The sequence below is a fragment of the Paraburkholderia guartelaensis genome (genome assembly GCF_004353905.1).
GTDB lineage: Bacteria > Pseudomonadota > Gammaproteobacteria > Burkholderiales > Burkholderiaceae > Paraburkholderia > Paraburkholderia guartelaensis.
On sequence record NZ_SMOD01000002.1, the window covers coordinates 447666 to 462939 of the forward strand.

Below are 15274 nucleotides of genomic sequence, written 5' to 3' on the forward strand. Positions count from 1 at the left end.
GCTGGCTGCGTCTCGTCCATTGAAGTTAATCGTTGGGGGTTTAACCGAAGCGTTAACGTATGGTGTGCGCGGCGCTGTCAATGCAGCGTTTCGCGCGTGGCCAGCGGCTTTAACAATTGACTCCAGGCCGCGCTGACGAGAATCGTTGCGCATCCGCCGAGCACAACTGAGCCAACCGCACCAAATGCCGTAGCCGTCAGACCGGATTCGAATTCGCCGAGTTGGTTGCTTGCGCCAATAAAAAGCGTGTTCACGGCCGCGACGCGTCCACGCATGCGATTCGGGGTTTCCAGCTGAATGAGCGTCTGGCGAACGATCACGCTGATTGTGTCTGCGCCGCCCGATATCGCCAGCAGAAGCAGCGAGACAGGAAACGAGCGGGAAATTCCAAACGCGGCAATCGCGGCGCCGTACACCGCGACCGCTAACAGCAGTTTCCGGCCCACCCCGCTGCCGATGGCGCGCCGCGACAGCATGAGCCCGACACAGAGCGCGCCCACCGCAGGCGCGCAGCGCAGCAAGCCCAGACCTTGCGGCCCGACGTGCAGAATCTCTTTCGCGTAGACCGGCAGGAGCGCCGTGGCGCCGCCAAACAACACGCCGAAGAGATCGAGCGAAATACCGCCGAGCAAAAGCGGATGGCTCCAGACGAAGCGCAAACCGGCAAGCACGGTCTCGGCCGTCACGGGCTCGCGCGGCGGCGCCACGTGGTCGTAACGTATCAGGGCATACATTGCGGCGCTCACGCAAAAGAGCGCTGCGCAGGTGAAATACAGCGCGTTCACGCCGGTTGCGAACAGCAAGCCGCCCAACGCCGGCCCCGCTATGACACACACCTGCTGGACGACGGTGCTGAGCGCCATCGACCTTGCCAGCAGGCTCTGCGGAACGAGCATCGGCAACAGTGCCTGTTGACCCGACATCTGAAACGGCCGGATGGCGCCGAGCACGAGCGAGAGACCCAGCAGCAGGTCGCGAGTCACTGCATGCGTCATGGAAGACACGGCGAGCAAAGTGCCGATGGCCGCCTGGGCGGCGAGGCAGATTGCGACCAGTTGGCCGCGATGCATGCGATCGGCGCAATGCCCCGCGACCAGCGTAGTCGCGAGCCCGGGAATGAATTGAAAGAGTCCGACGAGCCCGAGATACCACGCACTCGATGTGAGGTCGTACATATGCCAGCTGATCGCGAGCATGAGCATCTGCTGGGCGGTGATGGAACCGACGCGCGCAATCAGGAAGCGCGTGAGCGATGCGTGCCGCAGCAAGGGCGTCAAGGCGGTGGACGCCTCCAGTGCCGGCGAGGACGTTTCGTTAGCGTGGCTCATAAGGACTTCCAGCCTTGCACGTGTTTCACGTGCAGGTGATTTTTAAAAGCTTCTTCTGGCATAAAGCAGGGGCTACGGAAGGCCCATCCTCACGAATCCGTGTGGCATTGACCCGTATCGGGATGCGGCGCTTCACACTCGCTCTCGTTGACCTTCGGCGCCCATTTCCGCTGGAGCAACACCACGGTGCTCGTGGCGCCCAGAATGAGGAACACGAAAATAGCCAGGATGGGCAGCGTGTAACTGCGCCCGATATGAAGCAGCCAGCCGGAGAGACTGGCGGACACGCCGCCCGCAAGACTGGTGGCCACTTGCTGCAGGCCCGTATTCAGGCCTACCGCCTGTTTGGGAATCAAGGTGAGCTTGACGAGCGCGAGGTTGTTCGCGGTCACGAGGCCCAGCAGTGAAAGAGAAACGATATTCCAGAACAACGCCATTTGTGGCGAGCGCGAATACGCACCCATCAAAACCGTCGTACCGCTGATGAAGCCGGCCACGATAAACGATTTGCGTACCACAACCGCATCATGGCCTCGCGCGATCAACCGGTCCGCTGCCCAACCCGCCAACGCTGCCACGACTGCGATGCCTGCAAAGCTGAAGAACGTATACAGGCCCGACTGCCGCAGCGAGAGCCCGCGCTGCTCGACCAGATACGCCGGCATCCATGTCATGCAATAAAACACGAAATAGCTGTAGCAGAAGTTGGTGATCAAGCCGCCCCACACCACCGGGCTCGACAGCAGATTGCCGAGCGGCACCGATGCCGCCCGGCGCTTCGCCACGGCAAGCTCGGCTTTCGACGGGAAATCGTTGTTGAGCATCCATTGCCACGGCACCAGCCACACCAGGCCGGCAAGCCCTGTCACGACGAACATCGTCTTCCACGAACTGATGGCGATAAGCCAAGCCGCGATTGGCGCACCGAGCGCCGGACCCATCTTGCCGCCAATCGAATAGATGCCGAGCGCGGTGCCCTTGTGCGCCTCGTCGAAGTTATTGGCGAGATAGCGATAGGTGGCAGGAACCACCACCGCTTCGGCAACGCCGATCAAGAGGCGCACGAGGATCAGCGCGTACAACGTGGTCACGACGCCCGTTGCCGCCGCCGCGAGACACCACAGCCGGAAGCAGAGCGTATAGGGCCATTTCACGCCATAGCGATCGACCACCCAGCCCATGGGCATCTGCAAGAGCCCGTAGGACCAAAACATGGCGGAGCCGAGCCAGCCGCGCTCGATGTGCGTCAGCGCGAATTCGTGCACGAAATGACGGTCCGCGAGCGCCCCCGACATGCTCGTTCGGTCTACGAAGGAGATCATCAGTCCGAGTGCAAGCAGCACAAGAATGCCCCAGCGATTCTCCGGCCGCGCCACTTTTCGTGCTGTGATCTCCACCAATCGTCTCCGATGATTTTCCGGCTCAGCCCAGGCTGCCTGTCACGTCGTCGAACAACTCGTCGACCGAGAGACGGCGCGGGATGATTTTCTGGTCGAGCGCCCAATCCACCGCCAGCTGCAGCCCCTTGCGGTTCGCCTCCAGCCCGATCGGCGGGAAGATGGCCGGCACGCCTTCAGCAAGCGAGCGGCTTTCCACAACCATGCGATACATCTCGCGAACGATATCCGGGCGCTCCTTCGACAGATTCTCATGCACCACGAACATGTGGTTGATCGGCACGACGCCCGTGCGCGAGAACCAGTCCTTCGCGGCGGCATGCGCGTCCGGCACCAGCGTGCGCACACGCTCGTCCTTCGGCATGTCTTCGCCGAGCAGCGCGGCCGCCAGTTCGCCCTTGAGCATCATCTCCGGAATCGACGATCCGGCCGGCAGACGCTGGCAGTTTTGCGGATCGCTGTACTCGGCCAGGTGCCCGTCGCCCAGCGTCATCCAGGTCACCTTGTCGAGATCCACGCCGTATTCATGGCGCAGGATGCCGCGAATCCAGAGTGCAGTCGTTTGCGTGTAGGTACGCACGCCGACTTTCTTTCCTTCGATGTCCTTCGGATCCAGATGACCGAAGTCGATGTTGTAGCCCGCGCAGTGATGCTGGAAGCGCCCCGAAATCGGCGCCGGCAGCAGGACGTACGGCTTGCCATAGGCCTTGGCCTGCAGGAACGTGACGATTGCGAGCTCGCCCGCGTCGAACTTGTTCTCGCGCACCATGGCCTTGAAGCCGTTGTGCGCCGGGGTCGGCCCGCAGAAGTCCAGCGTCACGAGATCCGACGCCACACGCCCATCGCGCATTGCCTTCGTCACTGCGTATTCGGCCAGATTGGTGCGCAACGTCGGCACGCCAGTCAGCGTCGTTGTCATGAATGCCTCTCCTTATGCTTGTTTCTTGAAATCGCCTGTTAATGCCGAACAAAAGCCGAATTACAGCCGGACCTCGATGAGGCACGGACCCGGCTCGCGGGTCGAATCGACCATCGCCTTGTAGAAGTCCTCGGCAGTCTCGACTGCCTTGCCCGGCACGCCCATGCTCTTCGCCATCGCGAGCCAGTCGATACGCGGCTTGTCGATGTCGATCATGGAGAGCGCGCGTTCGCCCGGCGTGCCCGCGCCCATGTTGGCGTATTCGGCCTTGAGAATCGCGTAGCTGTTGTTGGCGAAGATGATCGTCGTGACATTCAGCCCTTCGCGCGCCTGAGTCCACAGCGACTGGATCGTGTACATTGCGCTGCCGTCGCCGACCATGCAGAACACACGCCGGTCCGGGCATGCGAGCGCCGCGCCGGTCGCCACCGGCGTCGAATAACCGATCGAGCCGCCCATGTTGTTGATGAGATCGTGCGGCCGCGCGCCCATGGTCAGGCTCATCGATTCACGGCCCGTGGTGAGCGATTCATCGACGACGATGCAGTGCTCGGGCAACGCAGCTGCCAGCGCATGAGCGATGCTCGTGGGATTGAGCGCGCCCGTCGGCACCGGGGTTTCGATACGCGGCTGCACGAGCGCTGTCGCATCGGTAGCGCCTAGTGCCTGCAGCAGCATGTCGAAAGCGAGTTCGCTGTCCTCGTCGGCCTCGACGAGCGCGTGCACCAGCGTGCCCTCGGCCTTGAGCAGGCTCGGCTTGTCCGGGTAAGCGAAGAAGGCCACCGGCTCGGTGGTCTCGACCGTGACGATGTGCTTGAAGTCCTTGAGAAACGCCATCGCCTGCGGCACCGCGTACGGAATGCGCGCAATGGGCACGCGGCCCGCACCGCGCTCGATGCGTGCGGTGAAGAACTGCGAGCCCAGCCGCGCGCCGGTGGCCGCGGCCACACGGCCGGCTTTTTCGAGCGCCGCGCCGCGCGTCGCCTTGTTGGCGAGAATGAACAGCGTCGGCTCGCCGGAGCGCAACACCCGCGCGACGTGTTCGATACGCGCGGCGCTCGGCGTCTTGCGACGGGTCACGGCCGCAGGCGGCAGTACCGGCTCCGCTTCCGTGCGCTGCCACGAGGTGTCGCCCGGCAGGATCAGCGTGGCGATCTGCCCCGGATGCTCGCTGGCCTTGGCCACGGCTTGCGCCGTGTCCCACGCGATGGTGTCCGCCGATTCGGCGCGGCGCACCCAGTGGCTCAGCGGCCGCGCGAGGCCCTCGATATCCGAGGTAAGCGGTGGGTCATACTTGAGATGCGACACCGAATGCTCGCCGACGACATTGACCATGCCCGACGACGCGCGCTTCGCGTTGTGGATGTTCGCAAGGCCGTTCGCAAGACCGGGACCCAGGTGCAGCAGCGTCGAGGCCGGCTTGTCCTTCATCCGGTACCAGCCATCGGCGGCACCCGTGGCCACGCCCTCGAACAGACACAGCACACTGCGCATGCCTGGATTGTTGCCGAGGGCAGCCAGGAAATGCATCTCCGAGGTGCCGGGGTTCGCAAAGCAAATATCGACATCCTGATCAACCAGGGTCGCGACGAGACTTTCGGCGCCGTTCATCAGTAGCCTGCCATATCGCGAGCGAGACCGACCACGCCGTACGTGCGCTGCGGCGCCGACATCAGGAAGCGGTAGCCCTCCTCGGAGAGGCGCCGATGATTCTTGGCCGTGACGTGCGGGTGGCCCACGATCACGTTGTGCTTCTTGCAGGTCTCAACGATCTGGCGCATGGCATCGATGACTTCGGGGTGCTCGTACTGGCGTGGAAAGCCCAGTTCCTGGCTGAGGTCGCCTTCACCGATGAGGATGAAGCCGATGCCGGGCACGTTCGCGAGAATGTCGTCGAGGTTCTCGATCGCCTGCGTGCTCTCGCACATCAGGCCCACGAGAATCTCGCCTTCGGGCACGAGCGGCCACACGTCGGCCTTCTTGTAGTAGTCAGCCATGCTGAGGCCCCAGTAGCGCGCCGCGTTGGCCGGGCCGTCGCCGCGCACACCCTTCGGCTCGTACAGCGGGGCATTCTTCGGTCGCGCATAGCGGCAGGACGCCACCGCGTTATAGGCCTGCTCGACCGTCGCCACGTGCGGCCAGATCACGCCGTAGGCGCCGCGATCGAGCACCTGCTTGGCGAAGCTCTGGTTCATCTCCACGCCGTTCGCGGGGATACGCGCGATCGGCGTGACCTTCGGCGCCACCGATGCGGACTCGGCGATCTGCTTGCGGCTGAGCATGTACTGCAGCGCGTCGCCGAGCGCAGCCACGTCGTAGGGGTTGTGCTCCATCTCGAAGACGAGCCCGTCATAGGGCGAATCGCTCATTTCGATGGCGGTCTGCTTGTCGAGCTTGGCGAAGGCGGCGTGCGCGGCCTTGCCCGACTCGAACGCGCGGATGATGCTGTTCAGACGATTGGTGGACATGTGAGTCTCTCTTTCTCGCTACGCGTGCGCCGCGGCAGTCGCTGGCGCACGCGCGGTTGGCAATGTTCGATCAGGCTAGAGCCGGGTACAGCTTCTGTGCGGTCTTGCCGAAAATCCAGGCGCGGTCTTCCGCACCGAGGCAGGCGAGCCCTTCTTCAGCCGTCGCAAGAATGTCTGCGAGCGTGCCGGGCGAAGTCGGAAAATTCGAGCCCCATGCCATACGCTGCGCGCCGAAGGCTTCGACCACGCGCGGGAAGAACGTCTCCGCGCTGGCTTTTTCCTTCTTCACGTCGCCGAAAATGCGCGGCGTGAGCTTCATGTAGAGGTTCGGCAGATCGGCCAGCGCGAAGAGGCTCGCAGCATTCGCGTACGGCGCGCCGTCGAGCACGTCGGGGCGGCCAAGGTGGTCGAGAATGATGTTCACGCGCGGAAACTTCTCCGCCAGCATGCGCACCTGGGGCAGACCGATCGGCCCCGTCTGGATGCACATCGGCAACTGCAGTTCCGCGAGCATTTCCCATGCCTTGAAGGACTTCGGATTGTCCAGCTCGCTCGGATCGAAGTCCTTGGTCGAGCCGCCCGTGAAGATGCGCAGGCCGGCAAGACCCTTGTCGGCCCAGCCCTTGATCACGGCAGGCACGTCGTCGGCCAGCATGTCCACGGAGCCCACGGCCACGAGCCGGTCCTTGTACTGGTTGCAGCCGTCCACGACGTAGCTGTTGTCGAAACCGTAGGTCGTCGACGAATGCACGACAGCCGCTTTGGAAACGCCGGCTTCGTCCATCGCCTTGATCAGCGCCTCGACGGTGTTCGGGCGCTCCTGCGACCAGTCCGAGCGCTTGCCGAACAGCGGCGCGGGCGGATAACGCTTCTCATCGTCCGAGATGATGTGCGGATGAATGTCGATGAAGTTCATGATGTCCGTTCAGCTATCGGCTTCGTTACAGACCTTTGGCCTTGAGATGCGCGTCGAGGCGCGGATACACGCGGCGTGCGTTGCCTTCGAAGATCGCGTGACGGTCGGCGTCGCTCAGCGCCGTGCAGGCGTCGACGTAGCGCTTCGTGTCGTCGAAGTACTCGCCGGTGTCCGGATCGCGGCCGCGCACGGCGCCGATCATTTCCGAGCCGAACAGCACGTTGCTCGTCGGCACGACCTTGGTGAGCAGCTCCACGCCGGGGTGGTGATACACGCAGGTGTCGAAGAAGATATTGTTCAGCAGTCCTTCGAGCGGACGGTCCATCATCTCGAGCGACATGCCGCGGTAACGGCCCCAGTGGTAAGGCACCGCGCCGCCGCCGTGCGGAATCACCAGGCGCAGCGTCGGGAAGTCCTTGAACACGTTGCCTTGCAGCAGCTGCATGAAGACGGACGTATCGGCGTTCAGGTAATGCGCGCCGGTGCCGTGATGGCACGCGTTGCACGAAGCGGCGACGTGGATCATGGCCGGCACGTCGAGATCGCACAGCGCTTCGTAGAGCGGATACCACTCGCGGTCCGTCATCGGCTTGCCGGTCCAGTAGCCGCCGCTCGGGTCTGGATTCAGGTTGCAGCCGACGAAGCCCATTTCCTCGACGCAGCGGCGCAGTTCGGCAACCGAGTTCTTCGGCGGCGCGAGCGGCGACTGCGGCAACTGGCAGACGGGCACGAAGTTATCGGGGTAGATATCGCACACGCGGCGCACGAGGTTGTTCGAGACCTCGGCCCATTCGAGGCTCGTGCGTTCGTTGCCGAGGTGGTGGCTCATCAGGCCCGCGATCGGCGAGAACAGCGTGAGGTCGCCGCCGCGCTCTTTCTGCAGGCGCAGCTGACCGTTGCCGACGCCTTCGCGGATCTCGTCATCGCTGACGTGTGCGCCCGATAGCGGCGGCGCGTTGGCCGGATCGTTGGCGGCGGCGATCTGTTTGGCGCGCCAGTCGCGGAACGAGGCAGGAACGGTCGTGAAGTGACCGTGACAATCGATGATCATTTTTTCTTCCGTGCGGAGTTCAGCGCAGCATTCAGGCGCGGGGATCGACGAACAGTTCGTTCATGCTCATGCGGCGCGGCGTGAGACCCTGCTTGAACGCGGTCGCTTCGAGCGCTTCGATGGTCTTGCGGTTTTCCTCGATGCCATAGGGCAGCGGGTCGCGGCCAACGATCTTCTGCAGTTCTACGTACTTCTTGTTCTTCTTGTCGGTCAGCTCACCCGCGTCGAGCTTCGCGAGCCAGTCCTTCTTCGCCTTGTCGAAAGCGTCGTAGATCGATTTGGCCACCCACGGATGCTCGGCCAGCACCGAATCCTTCACGACGATGGTGCCGTGCATCGGGTAGACGCCGGTGCGGGCGTAGTACTCGGCTTCGAGTTCGTCGGCGTTCGGGAACAGGTCCGGGTAATTCGCTTCGACTTCCTTCCAGCCGCCCGTCGGGTCGCCGGTGCGGCCGATACCTGCGTTGCCGTGAAAGCCCGCAACGAGTTCGCCCTTGGCCATCATTTCGGCGAGCGACGTGCCGGCCGGAGCGTGAATCACGTTCGGCGGCAGCTTGAGCTGCGTGACGTGCTCTTCGTCGTCGACCACCCACGTCACCTTCGACGAATCGAGACCAAACTCGTCCATCAGCACCTGACGCGTCCATGCACCGGTCGTCACCGAATAGGCGCGCACGCCGACCTTCTTGCCTTCGAGGTCCTTCGGCGTCTTGATGCCGGCATCCGGACGCACCAGCAGGCCGGAATGATGGAAGCGGCGGACCACGAAGATCGGCAGCGCAACGAAAGGCGCACCATAGGCGCGCGCGATGATGTACGTCGTCGGCGCCAGTTCGCACACATCGAATTCGACATCGCGGACCATGCGGCGGAACGCGCCGATTTGCGGGTGCACCGTGATGAATTCGGCGTCGACGCCTTCGATCGGAATGGAGCCGTCACGGATGGCAGCGGTGTGCGGATGCTCGGCGATCGCGAGCTTGAGGTGGACTTTCTTGGTCAATTTAGTCTCCTTGGACCTGGACAATCGATTCAACCTGCTTCGCGTCGCGGTTGCATGCCCACTGAGGGAAAGCTGCGTGGCTGCTCAGGTGATCTCGTTGGCTAGATGATCTTTCCGCACCGGTTTTCCGTCTATTGAATTAACCTGCGGGTGACTTAACCATTCGGTAAAGGCCCGGGCGAACGCAATGGCTGGATGCCGCGACGGGCCTGGATCGAAGGGGTGAATGCGCCTCGACGCCCGGCTTCGAGATTGAGGCTTCGGTTATGTTGAGCGAATGGCTAAGGGCGGCTTATCAGGCCGCTCAGTGCGTCTCAATGCGTCTCAGTGGGCAACTGTGGCCGGCCGGGCTTGGCCGGCTGCATCATCGCTCGTGCAGCGGTCCCAGCCCCCGTTCTGAGCCGCTCAGCGGCCTCCTCGAGGCACGACACCATGAGTTGCGCACTAGGCGTCAGGCCGCGATTGCGATTCCACAGCACGCCCGCAGGCCGCAGCAGGCGAGGCAGGCTTAACGGAAGCGTATGAAGCGGCTGGGCCGTGTCGCCACCGGGCGTGCCTGCCATCACCGCAATGAAATCCGAAATCTGCAGATGCGCGCGCGCAACGTGAATCGAGAGCGTTTCGATGTAGTTGTTGGTCAGCGGCACGTCATGCGCTTCGAGCACGCGCTCGAGGGGGTCGCGCAGTATCGAGCCGAGCGGCGGCAGTATCCAGGGAAAGGGACGCAGGTCCGACCACGTTAGCGACTTCCTGCGGGCCAGCGGGTGGTGGCGGCCCGTCATCAGCGTCACGGGCTCCTCGATCAGTTCCTTTTCTTCGAAGCTGCCGAGCGTATCGGGTGGCGGCAGGCGGCCCACCACGAGGTCGAGATGGCCTTGCCAGAGTTCGGGCAGCAGTAACGCTGTCGTACCTTCCGTCACCATCACGTTGGTGCCCGGCGAGCGCTGCTTCAGCAGGCTCAGCGCCTGCGGCAGCAACACCGAGGCCGAGGCGGGCAGCATGCCGATATGGATCTTGCCTTCGGTACCCGAACTCAGCGCCTTCAATTCGTCGCGGGCCTGGTTCAGGATGGTCAGCATTTCGCGCGCGTGGCGAATCAGGCAATCGCCGTACTGCGTGGGCACGAGTCCCTGCGCCGTTCGTGCAAACAGCGTGAGGCCGAGACCCCGTTCGAGTTCGGCCAGTGACTTCGAGACGGCAGGCACGGTCACGTGAGTGACGTCGGCCACCTGGGTCAGGTTGCGGTATGTGTCGATCGTCACGAGCAGGCGCAGGTGCCGCGCCTTCAGGTTGATCTGCAGGTACCAGTCGAGAGCGGACACGTCGTGTACCTCCGCGGTTTCACCAGCTCGTTAAAGCAACATTCCAGGGCGGCGGAAAACCGCTCAATGCGTCCGCCGCCGGATCCTTCAGGTCAGTCCTTGGGCTCGAGCGCGTGCAGCGTCATGCCAAGCGAAATCGAGGTGAAGTAACCCACCGTGACCAGCAGCTCCGCAATCACCGGACGGCCGAGTCCGGCGTCGTAACGGTCGAAACGCGTGGCGTCGATCGCGCCGCCCGCCAGGATGTCGCAGACTGCATCGCAGACGAGGCCAAAGCGATCGTCGCCTGCCTCGGGCCGGCGCTTCTCCAGAATCGCCGCGACCACCGGCTCGGGTACGCCAGCCTTCAACGCATGCCGGCGATGATTGGCGATCACATAGGGCGCATTCCAGAAGACGGCGGTCGACAGAATCGCCACTTCGCTTTCTGCCTCGCTGAGCACGGGCGAACGATCGACGTGTGTGCCGATGATCTCCATCCCGCCAGCGAGGTTCGGGTTGTGCAGCCAGATGTTGAACGGTGTGGGGATACGCCCCCGCCCTTCGCCCAGCCGCGCAATGACTTTCTTCTGATCGTCCGAGGCCTTGTCCGGATCGATACGTTCAAGCCGGTTCTTCGTCATTCCATTTCCTTCCCATGTTCAATATGAATTCGCGGCATGCCGATCACTAACGCTCAGTAATGCTCACAATGGCTCGTAGAGTCTTCCGCGAACCAGCAGCACACCGCAGGCGCGACAAACCCAGCGAATCTCGTTGTCGCGCGTGCGCCAAAGAAACCGGAAGTGACACTTGTGCACGGTGCCTTCTCGCATCGTCTCGATCGCTGCCTTAAAAGAGGCTGCTCGGCCAGGGGATATGGATGATCTGGTCGAACACGCCGTAGATGAGCGCCGTCACGCACGCCGCGAGAATCAGGCTGAGTTTCCAGGACTCGCCGCCTTCCACGCGCATGAAGGCCATGATCATGATCGGCACCGTGGGGATCATGCCGATCAGGGACATGCACACGAGGAACGCCACGAACCAGCCGAAGAACCGGGCGGCCCGGATCAGCGTCACCTTGTTCGAGAGCTTTTCGCCGTGGTCGCTCGACACGTCCATGTGGATGCCGCCGCCGGCCTTCGCCGCGCCAGCCTGCGCCGGAATGACGAACACCTTGTAGGCGAGACTGAGCGTGCCGGCGATGACGAGAATGCTCGCGATGACCGTCGGCCCGATTCTCGCCATCAGCAGCCAGCCCTGCGCCGTCACCAGCATGTAGACCCCGATGCCGATGAAGAACACGTAAACCAGGTCTTCGAGCTTCAGCACGATCTTCCCGCTCGGCCGCATGCGCGCAAGCCCGCCGCTGCGCAGCGCGTTGAACAGCGGCTTGAAGAAGACTAGCGCCGCGAGCGTGAGCAGCACCATGACAACCGGACGCGTGAGCCATTCCGTGCCGTAGCGCACGAAGGAGATCGTCATGTAGCGCTCCATCAGCGTGCCGAGCACGAGACCCAGGATCAGCGGCGGCCGCGCCCATCGCAAGCGCTTCATGGTCCAGCCGACCACCCCGGCGATCAGCAAAACGAATAGATCGCCCCAGCTGCGCGAACCCTGGAATGCGCCGACGTAGATGATCGGCATGATGACCGGGAGGATCAGCGTGTAGCGCAGCGTCGAAATCTTCGCGAATTGCCCGCTGAGCAGAAAGCACAGACCCGCGCCGAAGATATTGGCAAGCGCGATGGACCACACCATCGAATAGGTAAAGTCCAGATGCTTGGTCAGCATGTCGGGGCCAGGGATGAACCCGTGCACCATCATCGCCCCAAGCAGGATGGCCTGTGCGGCGCCGCCCGGTACGCCGAAGGAAAGCATCGGCACGAGACTGCCGCCTTCGCGTGCATTGTTCGCCGCTTCGGGTGCGATCACGCCGCGCACGTCGCCCGTTGTGAAGGATTCCTTCGCACCCTTCGAGGTCTGCAGCGCGTGACCGTAGGCAATCCAGTCCGTCACCGCACCCGTGATGCCCGGCACGACCCCGAGAATCGCGCCAAGGCCGCCGCAACGCAGGACCAGGAACCAGTTGCGCAGACTGTCGGTTACGCCCTGCCGCATGCCCTGGCGCGAGCTGAATTGAATGTTGTCGGCGATCGCGGTACGGCGGATGGCGAGTTCGCACAACTCGGGCAGCGCGAAGATGCCGAGAATGATCGGCACCAGCGGAATGCCGTCCTGCAGGTAAAGGAGATCGCCTGTCCAGCGCATTTGGCCGGTCTCGACATTGGTGCCGATCATGCCGACGAGAATGCCGAAGCACGCCGCGACCACGCCCCTGAGCGGCGCGTTGCCCGAGAGCGCCGACACCATCGACACGCCGAATATCGTGAGCCCCAGCATTTCGGGCGTGCCGATCGAGAGAACGAACGGGCGCACCAGGGGCAACGAAATGGCCAGGATGATGGCGCCGATCAACCCGCCCATCAACGAGGACGTATAGCAGGCGCTCAACGCGCGCGACGCTTCACCGCGCTTCGTCATAGGCAACCCATCCAGCACGGTCGCCTGGGAAGCCGCATGGCCCGGCACGCCGAAGAGCACGGCGGGAATCACGTCCGAAGTCGTAATGACCGACGCCATGCCGAGCAGCATGGCGAACGCCGCATACGGGTCCATTGTGTAGGTGAACGGCACGAGCAATGCAAAGCCTGTCAGCCCTCCGATGCCCGGCAGCAATCCGATCGCCAGCCCGACCATGACTCCGAATACGAGGAAGATCAGACGGTTGAATTGCAGAAGCGTCGACAGCGCATGGCCTGCTGCCATTACCGTTGCGTCGTTGAAAAATTCCATGCGTCATCCTGATGAAATGGCCGGAGTCGTCGACCTCGTTACGCGTTCAGTCCGCAAGCGACGGATACAGCACCTTCGCCGTGCGGCCCCAAACCCATGCGCGCTCCTCCTCGCTCAGCGCCGCGAAACACGCGTTGCCTTGCTCGATCAGATTCTTCAGCGGCCCTGCGGAGGCCGGATAGTTCGAGCCAAAGGCCAGGTGATCCGCGCCGAATACCTTCACCAGTTGCGGGAAAAACGCTTCTGCTCCGCCAGGCGCTGCCTGCGCGAGATCGAACGTTTTCGGCGTGACCTTCAGGTACACGTTGTCGTACTTCGCCAGATCGAACAGCGCCGCGCAGCGCGCATAGGGAGGGCCGTCTTCGAGATCGGGTCTGCCGCAGTGATCGAGCGCGATCCTCACCGTCGGAAAACGCGTAGCCAGTTCGGCCACCATCGACAAGCCCTCCGGCGTGGTCTGCACCACCATGGTCATGCCGATTTCGGCGCAGCGTTCCCAGATCGGGAAGGTCGCAGGATCGACGAGCCAGCTGCCGTCGGTCTGATGCGTCGCGCCGCCGGTAAAGAGACGAATGCCGCCCATGCCGTTGGCCAGCCAGTGATCGAAGGTCTTCAGTGCATCGGGCGCCATCACGTCGAATGAATAGACACCCGTAAAACGCTTCGGATCTTGCGCCACGCTATCGGCCACATACGAGTTGTTGTGGCCGTAAGTCGTCGACGAATGCACGATAGCCGCCTTCGCAACGCCGGCCTCGTCCATCTCGGCGACCAGCTGCTCGAACGTGACGGGACGCGTCGCAGACCACTTCGAGCGATGCCCGTGTTGTGGCGCGACAGGATAACGAACCGTATCCGTCGAGATGATATGGGGATGAATGTCGATGATTTCGGGTGTCATGCGATTTAACCTCTCGGTGAACGACTGTCACTCACCCGCAGCAGGTTCATGACATTCAATGTTCGGTGCGTTCAGTGCGAACTGAAAATGAGCTTGCGTGCGCTCTCGATCTGCGGTTCGGGCGTCGCGTACAGCTTGCTGACGATCTGTTCAACCGCGCTGCCGTCGATCGGATCGATTGGGTAACCTGAACGTTTCATGGCCGCGATGAACTCGGGATCCGCGATCGTCTTCGCGAAGGCCGCACGCAGCGCGTTCAGACGATCCTCGGGCACGCCCTGCGGCACCGCGATCGGCCGTCCCGCATCGAACGGCAGCAGGAACAGGTTGAACAGCGCCTTCACGTCGGGATTGGTGATGTAGGTGCTCAGGTTGGGAACGTTGGCGAAGGGCGCCGGACTGTTCCAGCCAAGATGCAGCAACACCTTCATCTTGCCGTTGGCGAGCATGCGTACGGGCTCGCCCTGCTGCAGGCCGTCGATCGTCGAGGCCCAGCCGTCGACTTCACCGCGTTGCATCGCGAGATACACTTCGCCGCGCCCCGTGTAGCCAGGCACGATGCTCATCTTCGCGCCGAGGTACTCGTCGAGCAGCGCGGGCAGTGTCCTGTCCTCGTTCGCGAAGCCCGTCGCGCCGATATACATCTTCTTCTTCGTGAGATCGTCCGCCGTGGTGACGCCGGAGCGCGTCATGGAAACGATGCAGTACTGGACCTTGTTGAGACTGCCGAGCCATCGCACCTTGCGCGGATCGAAGCGGTTCTGTCGCGGATCGAGCAGCGGAATGTAGAGGTTATTACGCTGCAGGAAGCCGATCACGGTACCGTCATTCGGCTGGCGGGTCTGAAGCGATGCGGCCGCAACCATCCCGCCTGCGCCGACCACGTTCATCACGACCGCGCGGGGCTTGCCGGGAATGTAGTTCACGAAGAAGCGCGCGAACTGGCGCGCGATGATGTCGGTCGGCGTGCCGGCGTCGGCGCTCACGACGATCGTCAGGATCTTGCCGTGGTAGAAGTCTTCGACCGATTGACCATAAGCGGGTCCGGCAATCGCCATCGCGGCAATACAAATGAGCGCCGCGCAAGCGCGTATTGCGGTCGTGAACTTCATGGTCGTCCCTGTCTCCGGT

The 15274-nt window shown here is 63.0% G+C and carries 13 protein-coding genes; all 13 read right to left on the reverse strand.

Features of this window, described 5'->3' with window-relative positions:
* Window positions 1-77: 77 nt before the first annotated feature.
* The 13 genes from E1N52_RS04180 to E1N52_RS04240 all read right to left on the reverse strand — a co-directional run bounded on the left by E1N52_RS04180 (window position 78) and on the right by E1N52_RS04240 (window position 15255).
* A complete protein-coding gene (locus tag E1N52_RS04180) occupies window positions 78-1328 on the reverse strand; it encodes an MFS transporter (RefSeq protein ID WP_133180428.1) in 1251 nt (416 codons plus the stop codon).
* Window positions 1329-1417: 89 nt separating this feature from the next.
* Window positions 1418-2725, reverse strand: a complete 1308-nt coding sequence (locus E1N52_RS04185) for an MFS transporter (protein WP_133180430.1) — start codon at window positions 2723-2725, stop codon at window positions 1418-1420.
* A 25-nt stretch (window positions 2726-2750) separates the two neighbouring features.
* On the reverse strand, window positions 2751-3644 hold the full coding sequence (locus E1N52_RS04190) for a type 2 periplasmic-binding domain-containing protein (RefSeq protein ID WP_133180432.1): 894 nt from the start codon (window positions 3642-3644) through the stop codon (window positions 2751-2753).
* Between the two features lie 60 nt (window positions 3645-3704).
* Window positions 3705-5255, reverse strand: a complete 1551-nt coding sequence (locus tag E1N52_RS04195) for an acetolactate synthase large subunit (protein ID WP_133180434.1) — start codon at window positions 5253-5255, stop codon at window positions 3705-3707.
* Window positions 5255-6112, reverse strand: a complete 858-nt coding sequence (locus tag E1N52_RS04200; RefSeq protein WP_133180436.1) for an HpcH/HpaI aldolase family protein — start codon at window positions 6110-6112, stop codon at window positions 5255-5257. The genes E1N52_RS04195 and E1N52_RS04200 overlap by 1 nt, the downstream gene beginning before the upstream one ends.
* A gap of 70 nt (window positions 6113-6182) precedes the next feature.
* Window positions 6183-7028, reverse strand: coding sequence for an amidohydrolase family protein (locus tag E1N52_RS04205; protein WP_165979332.1), 846 nt, complete (start codon window positions 7026-7028; stop codon window positions 6183-6185).
* Window positions 7029-7053: 25 nt separating this feature from the next.
* Window positions 7054-8079 (reverse strand): amidohydrolase family protein, encoded by a 1026-nt coding sequence (locus E1N52_RS04210; protein WP_133180440.1) that lies wholly within the window; start codon window positions 8077-8079, stop codon window positions 7054-7056.
* A 31-nt stretch (window positions 8080-8110) separates the two neighbouring features.
* Window positions 8111-9082 carry an ABC transporter substrate-binding protein gene (locus tag E1N52_RS04215; protein WP_133180442.1) on the reverse strand — a complete coding sequence of 324 codons (972 nt, stop codon included), beginning with the start codon at window positions 9080-9082 and terminating at the stop codon, window positions 8111-8113.
* Window positions 9083-9396: 314 nt separating this feature from the next.
* Window positions 9397-10404, reverse strand: coding sequence for a LysR substrate-binding domain-containing protein (locus tag E1N52_RS04220; protein WP_246088945.1), 1008 nt, complete (start codon window positions 10402-10404; stop codon window positions 9397-9399).
* A gap of 92 nt (window positions 10405-10496) precedes the next feature.
* Window positions 10497-11027 (reverse strand): carboxymuconolactone decarboxylase family protein, encoded by a 531-nt coding sequence (locus tag E1N52_RS04225; protein ID WP_133180444.1) that lies wholly within the window; start codon window positions 11025-11027, stop codon window positions 10497-10499.
* A gap of 208 nt (window positions 11028-11235) precedes the next feature.
* Window positions 11236-13242 carry a tripartite tricarboxylate transporter permease gene (locus E1N52_RS04230; RefSeq protein ID WP_133180446.1) on the reverse strand — a complete coding sequence of 669 codons (2007 nt, stop codon included), beginning with the start codon at window positions 13240-13242 and terminating at the stop codon, window positions 11236-11238.
* Between the two features lie 46 nt (window positions 13243-13288).
* Window positions 13289-14143 carry an amidohydrolase family protein gene (locus tag E1N52_RS04235; protein WP_133180448.1) on the reverse strand — a complete coding sequence of 285 codons (855 nt, stop codon included), beginning with the start codon at window positions 14141-14143 and terminating at the stop codon, window positions 13289-13291.
* Between the two features lie 71 nt (window positions 14144-14214).
* Window positions 14215-15255, reverse strand: a complete 1041-nt coding sequence (locus E1N52_RS04240; RefSeq protein WP_133180450.1) for a Bug family tripartite tricarboxylate transporter substrate binding protein — start codon at window positions 15253-15255, stop codon at window positions 14215-14217.
* Between the last annotated feature and the right edge of the window lie 19 nt (window positions 15256-15274).